Origin of the sequence: Desulfitobacterium dichloroeliminans LMG P-21439, assembly GCF_000243135.2 — a bacterium.
GTDB classification, from domain to species: domain Bacteria; phylum Bacillota; class Desulfitobacteriia; order Desulfitobacteriales; family Desulfitobacteriaceae; genus Desulfitobacterium; species Desulfitobacterium dichloroeliminans.
In genome coordinates this window covers 1,971,706-1,995,240 of record NC_019903.1, presented here as the reverse complement: position 1 = coordinate 1,995,240, position 23,535 = coordinate 1,971,706, and the positions used below count along the sequence as shown (strand labels likewise).

The following is a 23,535-nucleotide window of genomic DNA, read 5'->3' as shown; positions in this document are numbered from 1 at the left end:
TCTGTATGTATAAAAAACTCTGGGAAGTATTTATTGGCTGCGCCCGGGCGACTAATTTAGGTTTTGGCGGTGGACCTGCCATGATACCCTTAATCCAACGGGAAGCCGTGACACGTTATAAATGGTTGACCGATGAAGAATTTGCAGATGCATTAGCCATTGGTAACTCATTACCGGGCCCCATTGCTACGAAGTTAGCTAGCTATATGGGGTATCGGGTTGCCGGTTGGCCTGGCGCAATGGCAGGATTGCTAGGCACTTTATTGTCTACCCTCGTGATTGTTCTCTTAGGAGATTTACTCATTCGTTATTCCCATACATCTGCTTTGAATGCGGCATTGACAGCTGTTCGTCCGGTGGTCGTAATTTTAATAGCCCAATCTGCATATGAATTAGGTAAAAAGGCTTTCCCGAAAAAGCACCGAAGCACTTGGGGAATTGCGGTAGTGGTTTTGGGGATAATATTTATGACCAGCGTTCACCCTGGAATCTTGGTGGTATGCGCAATGACCTTTGGTTATTTTGCATATGGTCGAAAGAAGAGTTAGTTTACAAAAGCAACTTCGTATTGAAGTTGCTTTTTTCGTCATACTAATATTGAAGTGGATAAGGCAGCAAAGGTGGGGTATAGTTGATTCGATTTTTTATAGGGTTAGCATTGATTACCTTTTTCCTAGCTCTCGTGATTGTTTACTTAGAAAAGGAGAATCCAGAAAACACAACCTCTTGGCTGTCCTTTCTTGGGGTGCTCAACGTTTTTGGATTTGTATTGTATTTAATCTTCGGGTGTACACCCATTAAAAACCGCCTTTTTCGTCGAAAGCATATTCCAGGGGATCGACTGCCCCGACTTACCCATCATCAGGTAGAATCCATGAACCAAGACCATGTCTTTTTCCAAGAGTCTTTAATAGGCAAGCATTTATCAAAAATAGTGCTTAAGAGCAGCTATGCACCTTTATCAGGGAACAATTCCGCCCTGCTTTTACATAATGGACAAGGAAAATTTGAGGCCTTGCTTCAGGACTTAGAATGTGCTCAAGATCATATCCATATGGAGTATTATATATATCATGAAGATAAAATAGGCGAGACTATCCAGAAAATCTTGATTCGCAAAGCCCGTGCCGGAATCAAAATTCGCTTAATATTAGATGGTTTAGGGAGTAAAAGCCTTTCTAAATCCTTCATACAAGAACTAAAGGCAGCCGGAATTGAATATCAGTGGTTTTTTCCTCTGCGCTTCCCTCAGCTATTAGCTACCTTGAATTACCGAAATCATCGCAAGCTTGTCGTTATTGACGGGAAGATAGGATATTTAGGGGGAATCAATATCGGTGATGAGTATTTATCTCTCAGTCCGAAGTATGGTTTTTGGCGCGATACCCATTTGCGTTTAGAAGGGGAAAGTGTGCAAACCATTCAGGAGACCTTTTTGAACGATTGGTACTTTACTACTAATAACATAGTAAGGGATAAGCGATATTTTCCTGAATATGAGCTCTTCGGTGATCTTCTTACCCAAATTATCGGTGGGGGGCCTGATTCAAAACATGAGTCTGTGAAAGCTCTATTTTATACGATTGTTAGTGCAGCCCAAAGTGAAATCTTTATAACGACACCTTACTTCATTCCGGATGAGAGTATGGTTATGGCTTTAAAATCTGCAGCTTTAAAGGGGGCTTCTGTTAAAATTCTTTTGCAAGGCAAGCCGGACCATAAATTACCTTACTTGGCATCATCTTCGTATTATTGTGATTTAGTCAAGGTGGGGGTAGAAATTTATCGCTATCAGAAAGGAATCTTGCATAGCAAGGTCATTACTATTGATCAAGAGATTTCGATTATAGGTTCAGCTAACTTTGATATACGTAGTTTTCAACTGGACTTCGAGTTAAGTGCAGTGATCTATAATGCCAATTTTACAAAGAAAATAGTCTGTGAACAGCAAGCGGATCTTATGGATAGTATTAAGGTGACCGAAGAAGATATAGCGCAAAGAACAAGGCAATATTCCTTTCAAATAGCACTGGCTCGTCTTCTTTCCCCATTCTTATAGTCAGAATTCTGCCTTATGGCAGGATTTTTTTATTTAATGAGGAATAGAATCAGAGAATATCGTCAGATGTTCAGGCTCTATATCGTCTAAATTAGTCAGAATGAGAGAGGAGGCTCCTCATAGTGCAAACGGATTCCTTTGATGCGATTTATGAAGAACTTTTTCCGGTTCTATACCGTTTTGTGCGTATGCGGGTACCGCAGAGTGATGTTGAAGATGTAACTGCGGAGGTTTTAACCAAGGTCTGGAGAGCATTGCCGAATTTTGAAGGCAAAAGCTCCTTGAAATCCTGGACTCTGAGGATTGCTTATCACCATATCGCTGATTTCTACCGAACCCGTAAGGGGAAAGGGATGCAAATTGTATCCTTGAGTGAAGAAATTAAATCCACGGCGGCCACGGAGGATCATAGTAATGATTTATTAACTGTCCTCAGTGTAAGTGATACTCTTTCGAAATTATCTGAACCTCAAGTAGCAGTAATCCAACTCCGTCTTGTCGAAGGATTTAGCGCAATCGAGGTTGCCCAGATACTTGGCATAACTCAGCAAGCCGTTGACAGTCTCCTGTATCGAGCAAAGAAGAGCTTCCGTAAGTATTACGAGATGGAGAACGCAGGAGGTGTTCGATGATGAATAAGGATGCATATACCCTTTGGGAACAGGAGGGTGACTTAGAACGTATGAAGCTTTTCTTTCGTGAAGTTAACCCTGACTCGGGACAAAAGGACCGCATTAAGAAATTGGCCCTCGAGAAGATCCGTGAAGAAGATCTTAAAGCAGCAAATGGTGAATCGTCAGGCGCTGTTGTTATTCCTGAAGTACCTTTAAAAGAGAGCCTCCATGAAAAAACCCAACGTAGGCTGAAATCATTCTGGTGGCGTTGGCAGTGGAAGCTGGCAGTTCCTGCCGTTGTTGTGCTCATGATAGCTTTTGTTGGCATCGGCATGGAGGGCTTGAAGAATTCACCTTTGGAAATGAATCAATTTTCTGCCTTGAGTGAAGCAAGGGAGCAATCGAGTGCCCAGAATTCGACCGCGAATGATAGTGTCGGGGTGGCAGAGGCCCCTCCGGAACTAGGAAATAGAACTATGGTAGGCTCAAGCGACTTTACTGAAGGTGTTGCCAAAGAAGGTATATCTACTATGCCCAGTACCGCTAATTCAGGAGCTATCTATGGGGAAACGGCTCCCATTATGCCTATTCCAGAGCCACAGATCCCCCCTGCAGACGCTGGCTTAGCGAAGAAGATTACCTATAATGTGCATGCAACCTTGCAAGTCGAGGATGTTTCACTGTCCCTTGCCACGGTGACGCAAGAAATCTTGGGTTTAGGTGGTTATGTTGTAGAATCTTCACAGAGCAATCAACCAAAGGAAAGCTCAGGATATGCCACCTTTAATATTCCTTCCCCAGAATTGGAAGGTTTCCAAGGTCGCCTCGCTAATCTAGGCAAAGTATTAAACCAATCTACAACAGCTTATGATGTCACTAACCAGTATTATGATACTCAGTCAAGACTAAAGAACCTGATAGCTCAAGAAGCGCGCTATCTGGAAATTTTAGACGAAGCAAAGAATGTGGAAGATATTTTGCATATCGAGAGCTATTTAAGCAGTACTCGCATGCAGATTGAGCAACTCCAAGGACAAGTTAAACTTTGGGATCATCAGGTTGCCTATTCTACAGTAACTATTTACTTCCAGACCACTCCCAACCCTGTCAGCGTGGACGAACCATGGCAGCCTATTTCATGGGAAAACACTTGGCAAGCAGCAAAGGATGCTGTCCTTAAGACAATCAGCTCCACTTGGAACGGTATCAATTATCTTTTCGTGGGGATAGCGTACGCTCTGCCTTATCTGCTTCTAGTAGGAGGAATCTATGGAGTTTATAGGCTGATTAGAATAAGTCGACAGCCCAAAAAATAATGAAATAGACACTCCATTTTTCAAATGAATGAATTCAAAAGCTAAAATTATCCTGAGAACTTAATAAACAGAAATAGAGCTTGTGATGAGAATTCGCAAGCTCTATTTTTATTAAAAATTATCACTTTGAGTTATTAGCAATAGTTATATATGATAGTAGTAGGGTGCTGAATCGCACTAGAAGATGCAACACAGTTTTCTACTGACACCTACTTCATGTTAATATAGTATTATAAAACTGTTCAAGATGCTTTTGTGTCAGGTCTTCAGGAAATCCGTATTGGACTTGGTAACAAGGATATAATAGTATTCGGGTCAAATCTTGAGATTAGAGTAAAAGGGGACAGAGATAATTCTAATTGATAGAAGGAGGATATGAATTTGCGTACATGGAAACTTGCGAAAAGAATTGGTAAGTTTCTCGGGATTGCCTTGGGTGCAATTATTGGTGCCTATAGCGTTCAAGGCTTCATTGTACAAGCTGGGCTTGGCGGTGGTGGAATCGGAGGTATTGCTTTACTATTGTTTTATACCCTCGGATTTCCAATCGGAATTGTGAACTTCATTCTCAATATTCCGTTGTTTGCTTTAGGGTGGAAGGAAGTTAATCGAATTTTTGTAGCGAAAACTTTTTTTGGAATCATTGTTTACTCCTTAGCCCTAGATTTCTTCAAAGGAATTCAGCCGTTACAGCTAAACGATGTTTTCCTAGGAGCTCTTTATGGAGGAGTTCTTGGAGGAGTAGGTTCTGGTATTGTGTTCCGTTTAGGTGGTAGCCTAGGAGGAACAGATATTATTGCTAAGATAATTCAGCGTCGCTTTGGTTGGGCCATGGGCACAACGATGCTGATGATTAACGCTTTGATTATATTAGCTTCTTGGGCTATCCTAGGGCCTAAGATTGCCCTTTATACCTTGGTATCCATGTTTACCTTCAGTAAAACTGTGGACGTCATATCCAGCGGTCTCCCGGCAAAATCTGTAACCATTATTTCCAATCAATCGGATCAATTGATTCAACGCATTCTCAAAGAATTAGGAAGAGGAGTAACCTTCCTCCATGGACAGGGAGGGTATTCATCAGCTGAGAAGAATATAATTATCTGCGTAGTCAATATCGCCGAACTTGGTCATTTGAAACGAATTGTTAAAGAAGAAGATCCTCATTCCTTTATCATTGTTCAGACTGCATCAGAAGTAGTAGGAGAAGGTTTTGCGGTTGAATAGAGGAAAATATTTTTCCTAGTGATCATGATCGGGAATGAGCCATTGCCCGTTTTCCCTAACCAGGGTCACTTTCTGTGAAATATTTTTGCCATCCTCCGTCGTGTAGGTTGCATCCACGACTGTAGTGTTACGATCTTTAAAAACGCAACTTGTAACATTCACTTTTTCCACCCCAACACCATGGAAGGTTAAATCATGATAGATAAGCTCCGCTGCTTGATTCGGGGTTAATTCACTTTTGGCTGTCGTCAGTGTTGCCGCCCCACACCCTACCATCAATAGAGCTAAGAAGAGCATGAGTAAAACCCATCCCGTGATTTTTACCGACTTTTTATACACATCTGCCACCCCTTGACTCATTATTTTTTACTGCGTTATTATTTATTGCTATTGAATCACTATGAGATAGCTTATGTAAATATTCACTCTTCTGTAATCCAAGCGAGTGAAGAGAGGATGTAACCCATGACTTTAAGCTGAGCCTCATTAAAATGAGTATCGCTGGTAAGAAAAGCAATTCTTATGACCTTCTGATTGGGCGTCTTCAGCCAATATTCTTTTCCAGATATCCTCGTCAATTCACCGAAGGAGGCCCCCCATATGGTTAAAACTCCTGGAAGGTCATTTATTTTTATGTTATTCAGGGAGTAAGTGTAAAAATCAAAGGCGCTCATCTCTTTGCTCTTCTGCAGGTAACCTTCCATATCATTGAGTTGCCAAATCTGAATATACCCTCTTAGTGCATAGTACTCATCATTGACAGTAGCACTAAATTGTAGCTGCTCACGATCTTCCACCCAATTCTCCACTATCTGAGTTGTGGAAGGTAATTGTAAATGCATCTCCTGATTAAACTCATGAGAATTCATTTTAGGAAGAAGTGCGTCGCTAAATTGACTATGTTGAGGATAGAAGACAAGGGATAAAGCAACCAGTAGGATTCCCCAAGGAATTATTTTTTTCACATTGTCCTCCACAAAGGTTTTAGTAAATCATATTTCTACACTTGGATATTTATACAACTCTTTTGCTACAAATCTGTGTCTCTGTGTCTGTGTGTCTGTGATTAACTTATAATGATAAAATGTTTGAACATTGAGAGGAGCGCTATGGGTGAGTTTACGCTTTATTTTGGGCCGAGCGGGTACGGGAAAAAGCACACTTTGTTTAGATGAAATTCGCAAGGAAATCCAAGAGAATCCGATGGGTTTACCCCTCATTCTTCTGGTCCCTGAGCAGGCTACCCACCAGATGGAAATGAGTCTTGCCCATGATTCCCAGTTCGGAGGAATCCTTCGCGCGCAAGTTCTAAGCTTTCGACGTTTGGGTTGGCGAGTTTTTGCCGAAGCAGGCGGTGGAGGGAAGACCCTGATTGGAGAAGTAGGAAAAAGAATGCTTCTACGGCGGCTGCTCCTCAAACATCGGTCAGGGTTACGGATCTTTGCCCGCTCGGCTACCCGCCCCGGGATGGCCGATTTATTCGCAAAAGCTATTGCAGAATTTAAAATCTACCGAATCATGCCGGATGATCTCAGGAGAATTCAGGACTCCGATGAGTTATTGATGCAAAAAACCCAAGAATTAGCGTTGCTATATGAAGAATTTGACCGGAGTTTAGGATCGGAGTTAAGGGACCCTGATGATGAACTAAATACTGTAGCAGAAAAGATTCCTTTAACTCCATTTCTTCAAGGCGCTAAGATTTGGATTGATAGCTTTAAAGGATTTACCCCTCAAGAGCTTTATGTTATCCAATCTCTACTGGGTAGCGCTTCCGAAATCACCATTTCCCTCCCCCTTGATCCTGAACTTATTAGGGAGAGAAGTCCTCATTTTAAGCCTGGAGAAGAATTGTTTTATGGTCCCTGGCAGACCTATCATTCTCTTGTGAACCTAGCACGTGAAACCAAAACACGGATCGAAACGATTTCGCTGAGAGAAACTTATCGTTTTAAACAAGCTGGACTAAAGCACCTTGAACAATATTATAGCCTTTATCCGACTCAATCCTTTAGACTTGGAGAGGCAGTAGGTCTTGATACTTTAGGAATAACTATTCTCTGTGCTGCCAATAAAAGGGCGGAGGTTGAAGGTATAGCTCGTGAATTACGACGGTTGGTCAGGGAAGAACATAAAAGGTGGCGTGATTGCATCGTCATTACTCGAGATTTGACAAGTTCTCAAGATATTATCGAGCAAGTGTTTAGTGCTCATGATATTCCTTTTTTCATAGATCATAAACGCCCGGTGATTCATCACCCTCTCTTAGAATTGTTATTAGCAGCTATCGAAACAGTTCAGAAAGATTGGGCCTATGAACCCCTCTTTCGTTGTTTAAAGACGGATTTTTTTCCTTTGACCAGAAATCAAGTGGATTGTCTGGAAAACTATTGCCTTGCCTATGGGATCAAGGGGAGTGCCTGGAATAGCAATCGACCCTGGAATTACTCCCGAGGGTCTGAAAACAAGCAAGAATTTGAGCTGATCAATGACACTCGTCAAATCATTTATGATATACTGCAGCCCTTTAGGGAGATACTCCGCCCTGAAAAAGAAGCTTCAAAACCTATCAATGTTGCTCAAGTGACGGTGGCAATCTATGAGCTCTTATTACGTTTGAAAGTTCCTGAGCATCTTCAAAGTTGGGCAGAAGAAGCTCGTGGAAGGGGGGAGCTTGCCGAGGCACAGCTGCAAAGTCAAATCTGGGATGCTGTCATGCAAGTGTTAGATGAGATGGTAGCAGGGCTAGGTGAGGAAGTGCTGGAGCTTCCTGACTTTTCCTTGATTCTTACCTCAGGCTTAGAGAATTTAAAGCTAGGCTTAATTCCTCCCGGCCTTGATCAAGTCCTGGTGGGCTCCTTAGATCGATCCCGTAACCCTGAAACAGAAGTTCTCTTTTTAATGGGAGCGATCGATGGGGTACTTCCTGCGAAACCATCGAATGAAGGGATATTTGATGAACTGGATCGGTTGCGCTTAGAACGCCTTGGAATTTTACTCGCACCCAAGGGAAAAGTGCAACTTTACGAGGAACACTATTTTATTTACACCGCTCTAACCCGTGCCAGACAAAGATTGTATATTAGTTATCCACTAACTGACGATGAAGGTAAAGGACTGACTGTTTCACCCGTCATCAATCGAATTAAAACAATCTTCCCAGAGTTAAAGGAAATGCACATAAGTCTGGATACAGAGGGTCTAGAATCCATCAGCCATCCTTACCCTCTTTTGACGGCTTATGCTCTCCATCTACAGAATCTTCGAGAAGGTATCCCCCTTGATCCATTATGGGAATCGGTCAGAGCATGGTTTCAAGGCAAGACCGATATCTTTCCCCAGGTCATCATGCTAGAGAAGGGAATTGAAGCACTAAACAATGAAGAAAAGCTACCTCAGCCCTTGGCTCGACAGCTTTACGGAAAACGTTTAATTACCAGTGTTTCTCGTTTAGAGCAATTTGCTCGTTGTCCCTTTGCACACTATGCTCAATATGGATTAAAGCTCAAGGAACGCTCTAATTTTAAACTTTCTCCACCGGATATGGGGCAATTTTTTCATGCAGTCTTGCATGAGTTTGCCCTCGCTTTGAGAGAGAGGCAGTTGGAGTGGGGAGCATTGACAAAAGAAGAATCGTGGCAGCTCGTCAACGAAGTAGCTGATCCCATCTCCCAACAATTGCAGAATAAGATTTTACTGAGCAATGCGCGTTATCGATACTTAGCCCATAAGCTGAAGCGCACTGTCCATCATGCGGTCCGAGTCCTTGGGGAACATGCTCGGCAAGGGATCTTTGTACCCATCGAGCTGGAAGTGAAATTTGGCCCTCAGGAAGATATCCCTCCCTTGGAAGTGCCCTTAAGTGATGGTAATTCCTTAATTCTAAGAGGCCAAATCGATCGCATTGATTGCGCTAAATTGGATAATCAAGTTTATTTGCGAATCTTGGACTATAAATCCCGTGAATCTCATGTCAATCTCAATCAAATCTATTATGGGTTAGATCTGCAACTTTTGGCCTATCTTGATGCTGCCCTACAAGGGGCTCAAATTCTCTTATTATCATCAAAATCTCCTCAAGCCGTTAACAATTCAGAGCTTCACCCTGATATAATGCTCCAACAAGATGGGGAGGTAGAAAATATCCATCCCGCCGGCTTTTTGTATTTTCCTGTCTTGGAGCCTCAACTCCGCTCTAAAACGTTGCTCAGTTCTGAGCAGTTAGAAAATGATCGGATTAAAGCTGTGAAGGTAAAGGGATACTTACTTGCTGACCGTAATGTCTTAATGGCCATGGACCGAAATCTTGAAGACTCTAATTTGCTAGGAATTAAATTCAATAAGGGAGGAGACTTCAAAAAAGGCTCTCCCATCCTGACAGAAGAACAATTTGCTCTGCTTAGGAAACACCTGCATAATTTTTTGCGCCAAAGTGGGGAAGAGCTTTTAGATGGGAATATTGCCATCGCACCCTATCGGCAGGGAAAGAGTAACGCTTGCCAATATTGCTCTTACAAACCTATATGTCATTTCGACCCCTGTTTGCCCGAGAATACTTATCGTAACTTACCTGTAATACAGGACCAAGACTTCTGGAATCGTTTGGATACACAACCTGACCAACTTGATCTCCATAAGCAACCACTGTCAACTGTTGCAATAAAGCCCCATAAGAGTCAGGACCTTCTCTGGTTAGGTGAAGAGGAAATAAGTGTTGGAAAGGAGGATAATGATGAGCAGTCTTAAATGGACTCCGGAACAACAGGCAGCTATTGATTTAAGGGGCCAGATTCTTGTCGCAGCAGCTGCAGGCTCGGGTAAAACTGCAGTTCTAGTGCAACGACTCATTGATCGTATTACACATGCGGCCGAAAAGGTTGATGTGGATCGTTTTCTGGTTGTAACCTTTACGAAAGCCGCCGCTGCAGAAATGCGCGAGAGAATTGGCAAGGCTTTGGAAGAGGCTCTTTTTGCAGAAACAGACCCGGCTGAAGTAGAACACCTACTCCACCAACGGGCCCTGCTTTATCGAGCCAGTATTACAACCCTTCACTCTTTTTGCATGGAGCTCCTTCGCCAGTATTTTTATCAAATTGAGCTTGATCCAGCTTTTCGGGTGGCCGATGAGGCGGAAGCTGATCTCCTTCGCCAAGAGACACTTGAAGATCTATTTGAAGACTATTATTCCTCTGAGGATTCTGCCTTTCAAGCCTTGGTGGATGCCTTTGGCACCGATCGAGACGATCAACCCCTGATGGAGTCGATTCTGAGACTTCATGAATTTGCCATGAGCCAGGTTCACCCTGCACAGTGGTTAGATCGTCTTGCCTCAGCTTACCAGTGGAGCAGTTTAGATGAACTTTTACAAAGCTCGTGGGGCTTGGTTGCTCGACAGGGAATACTGGATAAGGTCGAAGAGAGTCTTAATGAATTGGAACGGGCCTACCACATTGCCATACAACCCGGTGGTCCACTTCAGTATGCTCCTGTCCTCCAAGACGATTCATCCCGTATACTCCTTCTTCAAAAGGCCCTAGAAAGAGGAGTCTGGAATGAAGTGGAGAGCGCGCTTTACGAAGCTGCTGCTTTTCCTAACCTACCGCGGGGCAGTAAAAAGAATTCAGGCGAACCTACGTTTAGTGAAGACGAAATAAAACATCTTCGTGAGGAAAGCAAAAAAGCACGGGATGGTGCCAAAAAGAAATTGGAAGAAATTAAGACTTCTGTTTTATCCGTTCCTTTAACGGATCAGTTATTTTATCTGGGCAAGATGGAAGGGTTGATGCGAACCCTAGGGCAGGTAACGCAGAAATTTATTTTTGAGTATCAAAGTGCAAAACGGAAACGTAATATTGTGGATTTTTCCGATCTTGAGCATTATGCCCTTAGTTTATTAGAGATTGAAAATCAACCCTCTGTGATCGCCCAAAAGCTTCAAGATTACTATGCAGAGGTTCTGGTGGATGAATATCAGGATATCAATCCTGTTCAAGAACGAATTCTGCAATGCGTATCTCGTCAAGAAGGCCCTCATGCCAATCTGTTTATGGTTGGTGATGTTAAGCAAAGTATTTATCGATTTCGGATGGCCGACCCCCGGCTCTTCTTAAGAAAGTACGCGGATTTCCCGCATTTTATAGTAGGAGAAGAGGCACCTTCTTCGAACCTAGTCATTGATCTCAATCAGAATTTCCGAAGCCGCTCAGAGATCATACAAGGAATCAACTATCTCTTCTATCAGATCATGACCGAGGGGGCAGGGGAAGTTGCCTATGATAAGCAGGCAGCTCTTAGGGCGGGTGCCAAATTCATCTCTAACCCTGTACTTAAAACGGCTGAGGGTCCTATTGAAGTCCATTTATTTGACCCCAAGAGTATAGATTTATCAATCACTCGAAGTTATGAAACTACCCATTCAGAGGAAATGTTTTGTTCATCATCAAATTCAGAAGCGGAGCAGGATCAGGACTTTGAGTCAGGGGAAGAAGACGGGAACCTGGAAGAGCTGGAAACTGCTCGTATAGAAGCGCGGTTAGTGGCCACGCGGATTCAGAAGATGGTTCAAGGCTGTGAATTTAAGATTTTCGATAAAACCCTTGGAGACTTTCGACCTGTTCAATATTCGGATGTCGTTATACTTATGCGCTCCTTATCCTCGGTAGCCCCAGTCTACTTAGAGGAATTTCAAAATGTTGGTATTCCAGTGTATGCTGAAACCAATAGCGGGTATTTCCGTGCCAATGAAGTCGATACCATGTTATCGTTATTGAAGGTTATCGATAATCCTCGCTTAGATATTCCTTTGGCTGCGGTACTGAGATCCCCCCTGGTCGGTATGAATGGAACTGAGCTAGGAAAATTACGCTCATTGCTCCCGCAAGGGGATTTTTATGAGACCATTGTCTTAGCGTATTGGGCTAGCCAAAATGAACCACAAGAAGTAGCTGAGAATGAAGAAGTAAAAGATGTTCTAGTTATGCATCAAGATTACCTGACTCAGTTAGAAGCGAAGACCAAAGCCATTCTAACCCAATCACCGGAAATACAAGCGAAGGTGAACTCCTTTTACCCGAAGCTACAAGCTTGGCGGCAGCGCTCACGTCGCACGTCCTTGGCTGATTTAATATGGCATCTGTATGAGGAAACGGGTTTTCTTGCTTATGTGGGGACCTTACCTTCTGGGTCACAACGCCAGGCTAACTTGCGTGTCCTCTACGATCGGGCTTGCCGCTATGAAGCAACTCATTATCGTGGCTTATTCCGGTTTCTGCGGTTTCTCGAAAAGTTTCAAGATCAGGGGAAAGATTTCGGGAGTGCCAGCATTGTGGGTGAAAAGGATAATGTGGTTCGACTCATCACAGTGCACTCCAGCAAAGGATTAGAATTTCCTGTGGTATTCATGGTTGGATTAGGGAAAAAATTTAATACGCGAAGCCTAAGCAATCAACTTCTACTCCATTCTCAATTGGGAGCAGGTGTTCCGTTGATTGATGTGGAGAATCAAGTTCGTTATCCATCCATTATTCAATATGCGGTGAAGCAACGCTTATGGCAAGAGTCTCTTGCCGAAGAATTGCGCATTCTTTATGTAGCGCTCACGCGGGCCAAAGAGCGCTTGTTTCTCTACGGTCAAGTTAACAAATTGTCCGAAACCCTCGAGAGATGGCAAAGCTTAGCCAGTTCTTGCTCTGAGATTCCCTTTACTGATGGTCAGCTGCGAAGTGCCAAAACTTATCTAGATTGGATTGGACCCGCTTTGGCGCGTTATCCCGAAGATTTATTTGGTTTGGGTCACCCACCACTGGATTATGGTCTACCGGATAACGATTCTCAGTGGAAAGTCGTAATTCATGAAAGAATTTCTGATCCTACTCCACAGGAAATCGCAGCTATTGATCCTGAGAGTTCTATATGTGAGTCATTGATTATGGTTGAAAACAATACATTACAAGAACCAGATGGAGTAAGAGAGCTAGAGCAACCAGCTAGCAGAGGAGAAGAAGAAGGAGAAAGAGGGGATAGGGCAAGTGCCGAGGGAATGACCTTGGCAGGGATAAAAGAGGAAATATTTATGAGGCTGAATTGGCAGTACCCCTCATCTGAAGCAGTCCATCAAGTAGCCAAAACCAGTGTCAGCGAATTAAAGAGACAAATGCCTTGGTCTATGGATTTAGAATATGAGCCCCATCCAACACAATCAACTCCTACCTTTCTGCGGCCAAAATTTGTTCAGTCCCAAAAAGAATTGACTCCGGCAGAAAAAGGAACAGCAATGCATACAGCCATCCAGCACCTTCCTTTAACGACATGGAGAAATACCTGGGAAAGCCTTTTAAGTGAGGAGAAGAAGAATACCCTTGAGCTATATAAGAATTCCTTAATCCAAGCAGACATTCTTTCTGAAGTGCAGGGGAATACAGTATCTATTGACGTGCTCCTTAAGTTGTTAGATTCCTTCACAGGAAAGCGCTTATTAGAGGCCGAAGAGGTAAGGAGAGAAGTTCCTTTCACGTTATCACTATCACTTAAAGCACAAAAGGAACCCGTCCTTGTGCAAGGGATCATAGATGCGTTAGTCATTAACCCTCGAGAACATCGTGCAGATGTACTTGACTTTAAGACTGATTATCTAATTCAGGATACCCATCCCGAGGAAACATTAATACAACGCTATGCATTACAGCTTGGCTTATACGCCATGGCAGTTGAAAGGCTTTTGGACGTACCAGTACAAGATTGCTTAATCTATTCCACCACTTTAAATCAAGAATTCAAAATTCCAAGAGAGGTTATCCAAAAGGCTTTAGATGCTGTTAGCCATGAATCCTTGAGACAAAGATAGCTTCGAGTAATAAATATAAAAAACCCCGTTGAAATAAGTGTTGCCACTTTTTCAACGGGGAAGAGGTGTGTTAACACCAGAAAGCTAAACCGTCCTCTTAACGAGTTCCGGCCAGCATCATCCGGTCATTATTCATATGAACACCGCTGGCTTTTTCAAACATTTCCAATAAACGACCAATAGTCATATTATTGCGCTCTATACCGCGGATATCCAGAACGATTCGACCTTCATGCATCATTATGGTACGATTCCCAACGCTTAGGGCTTGCTCTAAATTATGAGTAATCATCAAGGTCGTAAGTTTAGAGCTTTCAGCTACCTTACAAGTCAGCTCTATGACTTTCTCCGCCGTTTTGGGATCAAGTGCGGCAGTGTGTTCATCCAATAACAAAAGCTTGGGTTCTTGGAGGGTCGCCATAAGCAGGGTAAGGGCTTGTCGTTGTCCACCCGATAGGAGTTTAACCTTGGTTGTCAAACGGCCCTCTAAACCTAACCCTAATTTCGCCAGCTCATTACGGAAGTAATCGCGTTTATTAACATCTAAAGCCCAACGCAAACGGCGGGATTCGCCACGGCGTAAAGCCATAACCAAGTTTTCTTCAATTGTCATCGAGGCAGCGGTTCCTGATAAAGGATCCTGAAAGACTCGACTGATAAGACCAGCCCGTTTATGGGATGGGCATTTTGTTATATCTTGTTTATCTATCGAAATATTTCCGCAATCAGGGAGGAACACTCCGGCGATGGCATTCATCATCGAGGATTTCCCAGCGCCGTTGGAACCAATCACAGTGACAAAGTCACCAGGGGCTAGCTCCAGTGAGAAATGATCAAGGGCTTTTTTTTCATTGATCGTTCCTTTGTTAAAGATTTTAGTTAGATTTTGTACTGTTAGCATATGAATCCCCCTTCCCGAGAATGCCGCCATTGAACGCTGAGAATTTTGACTTTAAGCTAGGTGAGACAAGTGCGATGAGAACAATCACCGCCGTTAGGAGTTTTAAATCAGTAGGCTCCAAACCAAGCTGTAAGACAACTGCGATAATAACTCGATAGATGACTCCTCCACATATCACTGCAACAATAGCTCGGGCAATGGAGGATGTTCCCACTAAAACTTCACCAATAATGACAGAAGCAAGTCCGGCAACAATCATTCCGATCCCCATACTAGCATCGGCAAATTGTTGGTTTTGTGCAACAAAGCTTCCGGAGAAGGCGACTAGACCATTTGACAAGGCCAGGCCGAGTATCTTCATTATGTCGGTATTAACACCTAAGCTACGGATCATAAGTTCATTATCACCCGTCGCCCGCAACGCCAAGCCGATTTCGGTGTTCAAAAACAGATAAACCAGAAGTCCAAGGATGACGACCGTAAGGGAGCAGAGGACTAAGACTCCATATTTCTCCATCCCAGGAAGACTTTCGAAATCTGAAAAAATAGTGCGAGCCCTGAGTAGAGAAATATTAGCTTTGCCCATCACGCGTAAATTAATAGAGTATAAGGCAGTCATGGTTAAAATTCCTGAGAGGAGGGCTGTTATTTTAAATTTTGTGTGAAATATACCCGTGAATATTCCGGCTATAAAGCCAACAACAAAGGCGATGCTAGTTGCTAGCCATGGATTATAGCCTTGAAAAATAAGGGTAGCCGCGGTGGCAGCTCCAAGAGTGAAGCTGCCCTCCACGGAAAGGTCCGCGTAATCTAGTATACGAAAGGTAAGGTAAACTCCCAGAACCATAATCGCGTACATAAGTCCAACTTCTAGAGTTCCTACAACAATTTTGGGAGAGAACATTATTAACACACCTCAATATTTTATCTCTATTTTAATAAAGTTTGAATATCTATTTATTTAAAAACGTTGCTTCACTTTCAATTTCTGCTGGTACTTTTATGCCAAGAAGGTCCAGCGTTTTTTGATTGAGGACAATATCAAAATCCTTTTGACTTTCAATCGGCATTTCGGCAACTTTAGCACCTTCGAAAATACGAATGGCCATCTCGCCGGTTTGAGCACCTAAATTTTTATAGTTAATACCAATGGTCCCAAGTCCTCCGGCGTCAACTACGCTACTTTCACCGGAAATAATTGGGATTTTGTTCTCGTTAGCTACTTGCACAACGGATTGGGCAGCAGAGACGACCATATTATCGGTAGGAACATAAATAGCATCTACTTTTCCAACTAATGATTGAGCTGCTTGCAGAACATCAGCACTGGTAGCCACGGTAGCTTCTTCAATTTTAAGTCCGAGAGCAGGTGCTTCTGCCTTGACAACGCGAACTTGGACTTCGGAGTTAACTTCAGCTGCGTTATAGAGGACTCCAACAGTCACAGCATCAGGAACTAATTTTTTCAGGAGGTCCATTTGATCTTTAATGGGGTTCATATCGGTAGTACCAGAAATATTGCCACCAGGCTTATCCATGCTATCGACAAGATTCGCTTCCACAGGATCAGTTACTGCTGTAATCAAGATGGGGATATCTTGGGTAGCACTCGCCATAGCTTGGGCTGCAGGAGTGGCAATAGCAAGAATGAGGTCGAGATCACTCGATGCAAACTTTTGGGAAATGGATTGAAGAATAGATTGATCTCCCTGAGCATTTTGATAGTCAACAGTTAAATTTTTACCTTCCTCATAGCCTTTTGCTTTTAAAGTTTCTAAGAAACCTTGCCGAGCAGCGTCGAGGGCAGGATGTTCGACAATCTGGATTATGCCAATATTCACTTTCTCACCTTGAGAAGACCCTTCTGTACCTTGAGATGTACTGGGTGCCGAATTACCTCCGCATCCTGTTAATCCAAACGCTAGAACTAAACTTAAACCAACGCCTAAAATTCTTTTGAAATTACTTTTTTTCATTTCTAAAAACCTCCTCCTATTTGGGCAATAAAAAATACACCTCCGCAGGGGTGCACATATCGCCTCACACCTACTATCCTACTATGCTACAAATATTCTTTTAATTTATATTATAGTTTTATCTAATGAATGTCAATGCTCTTTTATAGTATTGCCAGCTAAAAATTGTTGTGTTATATATCCCACAGGTTTTCATCATCATCTCTGATGTTGGTATATGCTCCTAAGTCAAAGTTCGCTACAAAGCTTTTGTAAAATTACCCAGGTACATACTCACAACTGGATTAATTCCATATATTACTATTAAAAGAGCGCTTGGAATATAAGACAGAATTTTAAATATGAAAGCTTCTTATAATAGATGAGGAGGAAATTTTATGAATCAACCAATGAACATGATGGGTGGTAGCCCAGAGATGATGGCGCAATATCCTGAACAAGCTCAATATTTCCCACAAGGGGGTTTCGTTACTTTAGATCCCACTTACTATCCTGGTCAGGTCACCCTAGATCCGGGCAACCCTTATCACTCTTATCATGGAATGGATAATATGCATAGCATGCATCATCAAAATCCATGCTGCCCTCGGCCATGTCCGCCACCATGCCCGCCACCTGCTCCCGAACCCATCACCTATGTTGTAAGACAAGGAGATTCAGTTTATCTGATTGCCCAAAGGTTCGGGACCACCATGCAAGCCATTATTCTGGCTAACAATCTTAGCAACCCAGATCTGATCTTCCCGGGTCAAGTGCTCTATATCCCCGTTGTCTAATGTAGAATAACAAAATAACAATGAATCTCTGTAGCTCCAAACAAGAGCTACAGAGATTCATTGTTTAGCGAACCGGAGGTTCGCCTTTGAGAGAGTGTATAGTCGCTAAGGCTTCTCGGACTACTGAGTCTTCACCTTCGATCACTATGGTAATTGCTCCTTCTGACCCTGCAATTCCTCCGGCGCCAATGCATTTTGCTTTTATCTTGTAAAGTGTTTCCAGAGCAGTAATTTCTGTCACCACCGTAGCACCTAACATCGGTACTAGTCCGGCTTTATTACCCATTGCTTCGTCAACGGGACCAGCATTCATAAATTCCACGGCTTCACGTACATCGGGAATCATTTTTTCCAAGCCAATCGGAACAATTAACTGAACTCCACGAGCAAAGAGAGGGCCAAAGGCTGCACCGATTGTACCTCCCATAGAATCGGCTGCAAAAACGGCGGCTAAGCCTGTAGAATCTACAGCGTTTCCTCCTTTGATAAAAATATCGCCTGCTTTTAATTCCGGTAAATAATCCTTCCAATGAAATGATGAATCGAGAGGTTTGCCTTTAGAAAAAACATAAGGATGGATCCGCTGATCTGTTTTGCTTTCGCCTAGTTTCCCGGCAGCAATCATACCGACCGTATAACGGCTTTTTTCTGCAAGGTTATTTCCTAATAGTTCGTCGAGAAGAAAGGCATTCGTTGTTCCACCTGCTAAAATAAGGGTATGGTTCTGCAGAGCTTTTATCATGGTAGGCAAAGCTTTGACTCCCTTAGCAATCAGTCGCTTGGATTCACTTGGGGTTAGAGTAAATACTGCTCTCACTTTGTTTCCTCCTTTTGGCTAATACTATTCTGCAAGCATAGTTCCTAGATACCATAATTTGCATACGAATATGTCTTGACAGATTGTGCTAACCCCTATATTATAAAGATGTAAAGAAGATTCAGTCAAGTTTCCCGCAGAGCTCCTCCAAGTCAGTATGAGAGTTTATAGGTTACCCATTTCGAGTAGCATACCCCCATCGGTCAAAAACTTGAATACCCTAACCTTAGTTCTAACTAACTTTTTGGACGTTCGCTTTATGGGAATCCGAAGAACCTTTCCAGAGTAACAGATTCATGTATCCAGTTATTTCCCTTGGTTGACCAATACTGTTTTACCATTAGTGTCCCAGTTAAATTTATTGCCCAGGAATTCTTCTTCGTTGGAGGAGCTTTGCGGGATTAATATTTACCTATTAACCTTTGATCTATGGATCAAAGGTTTTTTGTTTTCTTGATCCTTTCTCTGCTGTGAGCTTTGATTTTGGAATACCATTAGATTGGGGTAAATACCATAATGTGGTAACACATTATCCTCTATCAACATAATTTAGATTAGGTAAATTAATCCAGAACCAAAGATACAGGAGGTAATTGATATGGCATTAGGTGCAGGTTTAGACGGTTGTGGACCGAACTTTCTTCCAGGGATCGCAATTGTAGTGGTAATTATTCTTCTGCTCATCGCCATGGGTATTGTATTCTAAAAAAACGATATGAATTAAATTGAATGAAAGGGGGATTACTCTTATGTATGGATACGGTGGATGTGGATGTGGATTTGGTGGTTATGTTGGCGTTGGGATCATCGCAATTGCAGTTCTAATCCTGATTGCTCTTGGCGTAATCTTCTAATAAAGTAGATTTCTTAGGAGCGTTCCAATACGGAACGCTCTTTGTTTTTGATGCTGGTTATGATAATCTAAGCAATAGAGAATGGAACTCATGATGAATTGAGGGATAATCGTGAAGCCGAAAATTTTTATTACGCGTCAAATACCGGAAGATATCCTTGCTATGCTTCAAGAAACCTGTGAGGTTAAATTGTGGTCCGAAGCTGATGTTCCTGTTCCGAGGGATGTTCTAGAGCAAGAAATTAGGGACGTAGAGGGATTGTACTGTTTATTGACCGAGTCCATTGATGATTCTTTATTAGCACAAGCTAAAAACCTAAGAATTGTTAGCAATATGGCAGTGGGTTATAACAATATTAATGTAGAAGCGGCGACCCGTCGCAAGATTTTGGTTACGAATACTCCTGGAGTACTTACGGAAACAACGGCTGACTTAACCTTTGCTTTACTTATGATGACTGCTCGCCGTATGGAGGAAGCTTCTCAATTTCTTCGCCAAGGTCAGTGGAAGACCTGGTCTCCAATGCTGTTAGCTGGTCAAGATGTTTATGGCGCTACCATTGGGATCATCGGTATGGGGAGAATCGGAGAGGCTGTGGCCAAGAGAGCTAAGGGCTTTGATATGAAGATTATCTACCACAACCGAACGCGAAAGTTTGAAATCGAAGAAAGGCTGGGAGCTCAATACCGAACATTCGAAGAGCTGCTAGAGGAATCTGATTTTGTCTGCATCTTGACACCCTCTACTCCGGAGACTCAAAACCTAATCGGGAAAACGGAATTGGAGCGCATGAAACCCACAGCGATCCTAATCAATACAGCTCGAGGTGGTATTGTGAATGAGGATGATCTCTATTCAGCCCTTATGGATCAGAAAATCTATGCGGCTGGGCTAGATGTTTTTAGCGAGGAACCCTTATCACCACAGCATCCCTTGCTTACTTTAGCAAATTGTGTAGCACTTCCTCACATTGGTAGTGCTACAGTCAAAACACGCCGCGAAATGGCACGTTTAGCTGCTGTGAATCTAGTGACGTTCCTTCAAGGAAAAACACCACCTCATTGTGTGAACCCATCCGTTCTTGAGGGAGTTTAATAGTGTTATGTTAACGTATTCTGACTTAGAGAGCACAATTATAGAGGATCTAACTCTTGCTTGGAATAGTTGCTGGCAAGGTTACGCATATGAAACCCAATATTCTGAAGCACAAATGAAAGCATGGCTCGAAAAATGTCAAATTGATTTATCCCAATCCGTTGCCTTAAAAAAGTCTGATCGCATTATTGGATTTTCGCTTTTGGCTCTGGAAAATAAATTGGGCTGGATTGCGGGTACCTGTATTAACCCGGAATTCCGTGGTCAACATCTTTTTGAGCCACTACTAAAATATCAATTAAAGAAAGCAGACAGCCTAATATTAAAGGGAATCCAGCTTGAAGTCCTAACTCAAAATCATGCAATCAAGGTTTATGAAAAGATAGGTTTTCGTAAAACTAGGGAGCTCTATGTCTATCGGCATACGAAGGATGCACTTTCTGCTTTTGCACCACGAAGTCGGGGGGGAAGTGTTTTTCGCGAAGCAATTTTATCCGATTATTTTCATGCTCGAAATGAGTCAGGATTTACCCCCCCTTGGCAGAGACGAGAAGAATATCTCCAACGCTATCCATCCTTAATTGCACGGCTCAATCCAGAGGGTACAGCGGGGGTACTCATGACGAAAGAAGGCCAGGTGTTGCTTGATGCTTGGACCATGGCTTGGGAACAGGTAGATAAGCTAGTTTCTGCCATTTTAACCATGACTCAAGGCGATTTCAGATTAACCAATCAACCGAAGGATTGTCTAACAGGGTATTTAAGCCAACATGGTCTAGAAGCCGATGATATTCAATATGAAATGAGATATTCATAAAAGCGAATCATCAAAAACTATTTATCTTAAATCATTAAAATAAGGAACGAAAATGAATTGGAAACATATAATAAAAAATAATTCTTTAAGATGTGTTGGCATAAAAGAAGATGATAAGACATAGAATGAAAAGGTCAGCGTTTGACCGCCGAAATAAAAAACCAGATAATTCCTATTGCCAAAAAATGATAAAAATGTTATGATTAAGAAATGCAAAGAAGGGGGGAGTTAAATGAGTGATAATGAAAAGCTTTTGATTGAATCAATACTTGCTTCAGTTGGCTTAGAATCTATTAAGATTTCTAACACGAAAATAAACTGTAAACTTAAGTAATCACATCAAAGCCAAATATGATTTCATAGAAAGGATCTGGTAATTTGTCGGTCACCCAACAAACGATGCCTAACCTAGATATTTTCTGTGCACTAAGGTAAAGAGCGAGTTCCTAAGAATAGGGAGCTCGCTTTTACTATTAATCCTATTATTGTATAATTAGAGCAGAAAACAGTTAAATTGTGAGGTGATCATGTATGAAGCCACATATACTTGGAATAGCTGGAAGTCCGCGGCGCAATGGTAATACGGATCGACTATTAATAGAGGCTTTGGATTCTTTACATAGTAGGGGCTATTCAATAGAGAGAATCAATATTCGCGATCTTCAATTCTCACCCTGCTTAGGATGTAATGCTTGTTCGAAGACCGGTCTATGTGTGCAAAAAGATGATATTCAATACCTTCAAGAACGACTTCTCGCTGCAGATCGATTTATCGTTGCTGCCCCTGTTTTTTTTATGGGAATCAACGCTCAGATGAAAGCGGTCATCGATCGTATGCAGACGTTTTGGGCGCTTAAATATGTACTTAAGAAACCCATTGTTGTATCAGAACGATTGCCTCGCCATGGACTTTTTCTCTCGGCAGCCGGAACAGAATTTCCAGATGTGTTTACCTGTGCAGAGAAATCTGTGAAAAACCTTTATCATGTCCTTGATATCCAGTACTTTGGATCCTGTGTCTATCAGAAAATTGATAAAGCTGGAGAGATTGCTCATCATCCAACAGCGTTCCGGGATGTTCGTGAGAAGGCGTTAGAATTAGCACTGCTGTAATGACAAAAACTGCCGGAGTCTTCTGCAAACGAATTGAATTTACTGAATATTTCTCTGAAAATAATATAATGTGTATGATATACTAATAATAGGTTTATTATCTTCATATATCCCAGTAAAATCTACAAAGAAAGGATATTTGCGCATGACAGAGCCTAATAACCTACAAAAGATGAAGATTGCTATCGTTACCGATAGTGCATGTGATTTGGAACCAGAAATTATAAGTGAATATGGTATTGAAGTATTACCCTTACATATTATTTATCATGACCGGGAATATCGTGATCGTGTCGACATTTCTCCACAAGAAGTTTACGATTCCCTGGAACAAGAAGTTCCTAAAACCTCCTTGCCTTCGCCGGCTGAGATTCAAGCTTGTTTCAATCGCTTACGCGAGCAAAATGTGACTCATGTCTTAGCTCTTCATCTTTCCAGTGGTCTTAGTGGGACGTATCAAGCTGTTTCATTGTTTGCTCAGGAATTTAAAGATATGATTATTGAAGTGGTGGATACCAAAACACTCTCCATGGGTCTAGGAATTTCAGTGATAGAAGCGGCACGGGAGAGGCGCCGTTCCATGGATTTCGACAAAGTGGTAGCTGCCGCCAAAAAAACGGTAAAGGGAATTAAGGCTTACTATGTTCTTTCGACCCTAGAGTATTTGAAAAAAGGTGGTCGAATTGGCTATGTAGCGGGTACCATTGGTGAATTACTTCATCTTAAACCGATTATTTCTATTAATGAAGAAGGTAAATATTTTACCTTCGCCAAAGTACGTGGAAGAGAGCAATCCTTAAGACGATTGAAAGAGGTTCTTTTAGACCATTTAAAGGAGAGTTTAGCCAGTGTTGCTATCGTTCATGGTGGCTCAGAAGCTGAAGCTCGAGATTTGGAAAAAGTAGCACGTGAGCACCCCAATACTAAAGATCTCTATTTTGGCCAGATTAGTCCTGCCTTAGGGGTTCATACCGGACCTGGGTTAGTAGGGCTTATCGTATATCCCGTTTCTCAAAAGTGACAGACCAAGAACAAAAAAGCTTACAGATCATTCTGTGAGCTTCTTTTAACTATTAGTGCACTAATACTTATTGATTTATAACTGCCCTATATTATTGAAGTAATTAT

18 protein-coding genes are annotated in these 23,535 nt (G+C 42.2%); 12 read left to right on the top strand and 6 right to left on the bottom strand.

The genetic code is table 11. The features are described from left to right. Positions 1–5: 5 nt before the first annotated feature. The 5 genes from DESDI_RS09460 to DESDI_RS09440 all read left to right on the top strand — a co-directional run bounded on the left by DESDI_RS09460 (position 6) and on the right by DESDI_RS09440 (position 5,216). Positions 6–548, top strand: coding sequence for a chromate transporter (locus DESDI_RS09460; RefSeq protein WP_015262391.1), 543 nt, complete (start codon positions 6–8; stop codon positions 546–548). A gap of 83 nt (positions 549–631) precedes the next feature. Then, the gene (gene cls / locus DESDI_RS09455; RefSeq protein ID WP_015262390.1) at positions 632–2,059 is read left to right on the top strand and encodes a cardiolipin synthase; all 1,428 of its coding nucleotides are present in this window, start codon (positions 632–634) and stop codon (positions 2,057–2,059) included. 122 nt (positions 2,060–2,181) lie between these two features. Continuing rightward, entirely contained in the window at positions 2,182–2,691 is a 510-nt protein-coding gene (locus DESDI_RS09450; protein ID WP_015262389.1) for an RNA polymerase sigma factor, read from the top strand. Beyond that, entirely contained in the window at positions 2,688–3,989 is a 1,302-nt protein-coding gene (locus tag DESDI_RS09445) for a DUF4349 domain-containing protein (RefSeq protein WP_015262388.1), read from the top strand. Before DESDI_RS09450 ends, DESDI_RS09445 begins: the two co-directional genes overlap by 4 nt. A gap of 375 nt (positions 3,990–4,364) precedes the next feature. Continuing rightward, entirely contained in the window at positions 4,365–5,216 is an 852-nt protein-coding gene (locus DESDI_RS09440) for a YitT family protein (RefSeq protein WP_015262387.1), read from the top strand. A gap of 15 nt (positions 5,217–5,231) precedes the next feature. Here the strand turns inward: DESDI_RS09440 and DESDI_RS09435 are convergent, their stop codons facing one another. Together DESDI_RS09435 and DESDI_RS09430 are read right to left on the bottom strand one after the other, a co-directional pair. Next, entirely contained in the window at positions 5,232–5,555 is a 324-nt protein-coding gene (locus DESDI_RS09435; protein ID WP_015262386.1) for a hypothetical protein, read from the bottom strand. 83 nt (positions 5,556–5,638) lie between these two features. Beyond that, positions 5,639–6,181 (bottom strand): hypothetical protein, encoded by a 543-nt coding sequence (locus DESDI_RS09430; protein WP_015262385.1) that lies wholly within the window; start codon positions 6,179–6,181, stop codon positions 5,639–5,641. A gap of 148 nt (positions 6,182–6,329) precedes the next feature. Between DESDI_RS09430 and addB the strand changes: the two genes are divergently transcribed. Together addB and DESDI_RS09420 are read left to right on the top strand one after the other, a co-directional pair. Beyond that, on the top strand, positions 6,330–9,962 hold the full coding sequence (addB, locus tag DESDI_RS09425; RefSeq protein WP_015262384.1) for a helicase-exonuclease AddAB subunit AddB: 3,633 nt from the start codon (positions 6,330–6,332) through the stop codon (positions 9,960–9,962). Beyond that, positions 9,949–14,058 (top strand): UvrD-helicase domain-containing protein, encoded by a 4,110-nt coding sequence (locus DESDI_RS09420; protein ID WP_015262383.1) that lies wholly within the window; start codon positions 9,949–9,951, stop codon positions 14,056–14,058. Before addB ends, DESDI_RS09420 begins: the two co-directional genes overlap by 14 nt. A 97-nt stretch (positions 14,059–14,155) precedes the next feature. Here the strand turns inward: DESDI_RS09420 and DESDI_RS09415 are convergent, their stop codons facing one another. Genes DESDI_RS09415 through DESDI_RS09405 form a run of 3 tightly spaced genes read right to left on the bottom strand, consistent with a single transcriptional unit; the run spans position 14,156 to position 16,935 of the window. Next, a complete protein-coding gene (locus DESDI_RS09415; protein ID WP_015262382.1) occupies positions 14,156–14,959 on the bottom strand; it encodes an ABC transporter ATP-binding protein in 804 nt (267 codons plus the stop codon). After that, complete coding sequence (locus tag DESDI_RS09410) at positions 14,934–15,863, bottom strand: ABC transporter permease (protein ID WP_015262381.1); 930 nt, start codon at positions 15,861–15,863, stop codon at positions 14,934–14,936. The genes DESDI_RS09415 and DESDI_RS09410 overlap by 26 nt, the downstream gene beginning before the upstream one ends. Before the next feature lie 49 nt (positions 15,864–15,912). Beyond that, the gene (locus tag DESDI_RS09405) at positions 15,913–16,935 is read right to left on the bottom strand and encodes an ABC transporter substrate-binding protein (RefSeq protein ID WP_015262380.1); all 1,023 of its coding nucleotides are present in this window, start codon (positions 16,933–16,935) and stop codon (positions 15,913–15,915) included. 377 nt (positions 16,936–17,312) lie between these two features. Between DESDI_RS09405 and DESDI_RS09400 the strand changes: the two genes are divergently transcribed. After that, entirely contained in the window at positions 17,313–17,711 is a 399-nt protein-coding gene (locus tag DESDI_RS09400) for a LysM peptidoglycan-binding domain-containing protein (RefSeq protein WP_015262379.1), read from the top strand. A gap of 64 nt (positions 17,712–17,775) precedes the next feature. On the opposite strand, the gene DESDI_RS09395 is transcribed toward DESDI_RS09400, so the two are convergent. Then, entirely contained in the window at positions 17,776–18,528 is a 753-nt protein-coding gene (locus tag DESDI_RS09395; protein WP_015262378.1) for a hypothetical protein, read from the bottom strand. Between the two features lie 965 nt (positions 18,529–19,493). Between DESDI_RS09395 and DESDI_RS09385 the strand changes: the two genes are divergently transcribed. The 4 genes from DESDI_RS09385 to DESDI_RS09370 all read left to right on the top strand — a co-directional run bounded on the left by DESDI_RS09385 (position 19,494) and on the right by DESDI_RS09370 (position 23,428). Next, entirely contained in the window at positions 19,494–20,477 is a 984-nt protein-coding gene (locus DESDI_RS09385) for a 2-hydroxyacid dehydrogenase (RefSeq protein WP_015262375.1), read from the top strand. Positions 20,478–20,484: 7 nt separating this feature from the next. Then, a complete protein-coding gene (locus tag DESDI_RS09380) occupies positions 20,485–21,294 on the top strand; it encodes a GNAT family N-acetyltransferase (protein WP_015262374.1) in 810 nt (269 codons plus the stop codon). Positions 21,295–21,825: 531 nt separating this feature from the next. After that, the gene (locus DESDI_RS09375) at positions 21,826–22,407 is read left to right on the top strand and encodes a flavodoxin family protein (protein ID WP_015262372.1); all 582 of its coding nucleotides are present in this window, start codon (positions 21,826–21,828) and stop codon (positions 22,405–22,407) included. A 145-nt stretch (positions 22,408–22,552) separates the two neighbouring features. Further along, positions 22,553–23,428: a DegV family protein gene (locus DESDI_RS09370; protein WP_015262371.1), complete on the top strand. Its 876-nt coding sequence runs from the start codon at positions 22,553–22,555 to the stop codon at positions 23,426–23,428. Positions 23,429–23,535: the final 107 nt, after the last annotated feature.

What these genes read in the sequence shown, in the direction of transcription:
- DESDI_RS09440 (WP_015262387.1), top strand. Translation starts at nt 4,365, where the DNA reads ATGAATTTGCGTACATGGAAACTTGCGAAAAGAATTGGTAAGTTTCTC.
- DESDI_RS09445 (WP_015262388.1), top strand. Translation starts at nt 2,688, where the DNA reads ATGATGAATAAGGATGCATATACCCTTTGGGAACAGGAGGGTGACTTA.
- DESDI_RS09375 (WP_015262372.1), top strand. Translation starts at nt 21,826, where the DNA reads ATGAAGCCACATATACTTGGAATAGCTGGAAGTCCGCGGCGCAATGGT.
- DESDI_RS09380 (WP_015262374.1), top strand. Translation starts at nt 20,485, where the DNA reads ATGTTAACGTATTCTGACTTAGAGAGCACAATTATAGAGGATCTAACT.
- DESDI_RS09420 (WP_015262383.1), top strand. Translation starts at nt 9,949, where the DNA reads ATGAGCAGTCTTAAATGGACTCCGGAACAACAGGCAGCTATTGATTTA.
- DESDI_RS09415 (WP_015262382.1), bottom strand. Translation starts at nt 14,959, where the DNA reads ATGCTAACAGTACAAAATCTAACTAAAATCTTTAACAAAGGAACGATC.
- DESDI_RS09370 (WP_015262371.1), top strand. Translation starts at nt 22,553, where the DNA reads ATGACAGAGCCTAATAACCTACAAAAGATGAAGATTGCTATCGTTACC.
- DESDI_RS09405 (WP_015262380.1), bottom strand. Translation starts at nt 16,935, where the DNA reads ATGAAAAAAAGTAATTTCAAAAGAATTTTAGGCGTTGGTTTAAGTTTA.
- DESDI_RS09460 (WP_015262391.1), top strand. Translation starts at nt 6, where the DNA reads ATGTATAAAAAACTCTGGGAAGTATTTATTGGCTGCGCCCGGGCGACT.
- DESDI_RS09400 (WP_015262379.1), top strand. Translation starts at nt 17,313, where the DNA reads ATGAATCAACCAATGAACATGATGGGTGGTAGCCCAGAGATGATGGCG.
- DESDI_RS09410 (WP_015262381.1), bottom strand. Translation starts at nt 15,863, where the DNA reads ATGTTCTCTCCCAAAATTGTTGTAGGAACTCTAGAAGTTGGACTTATG.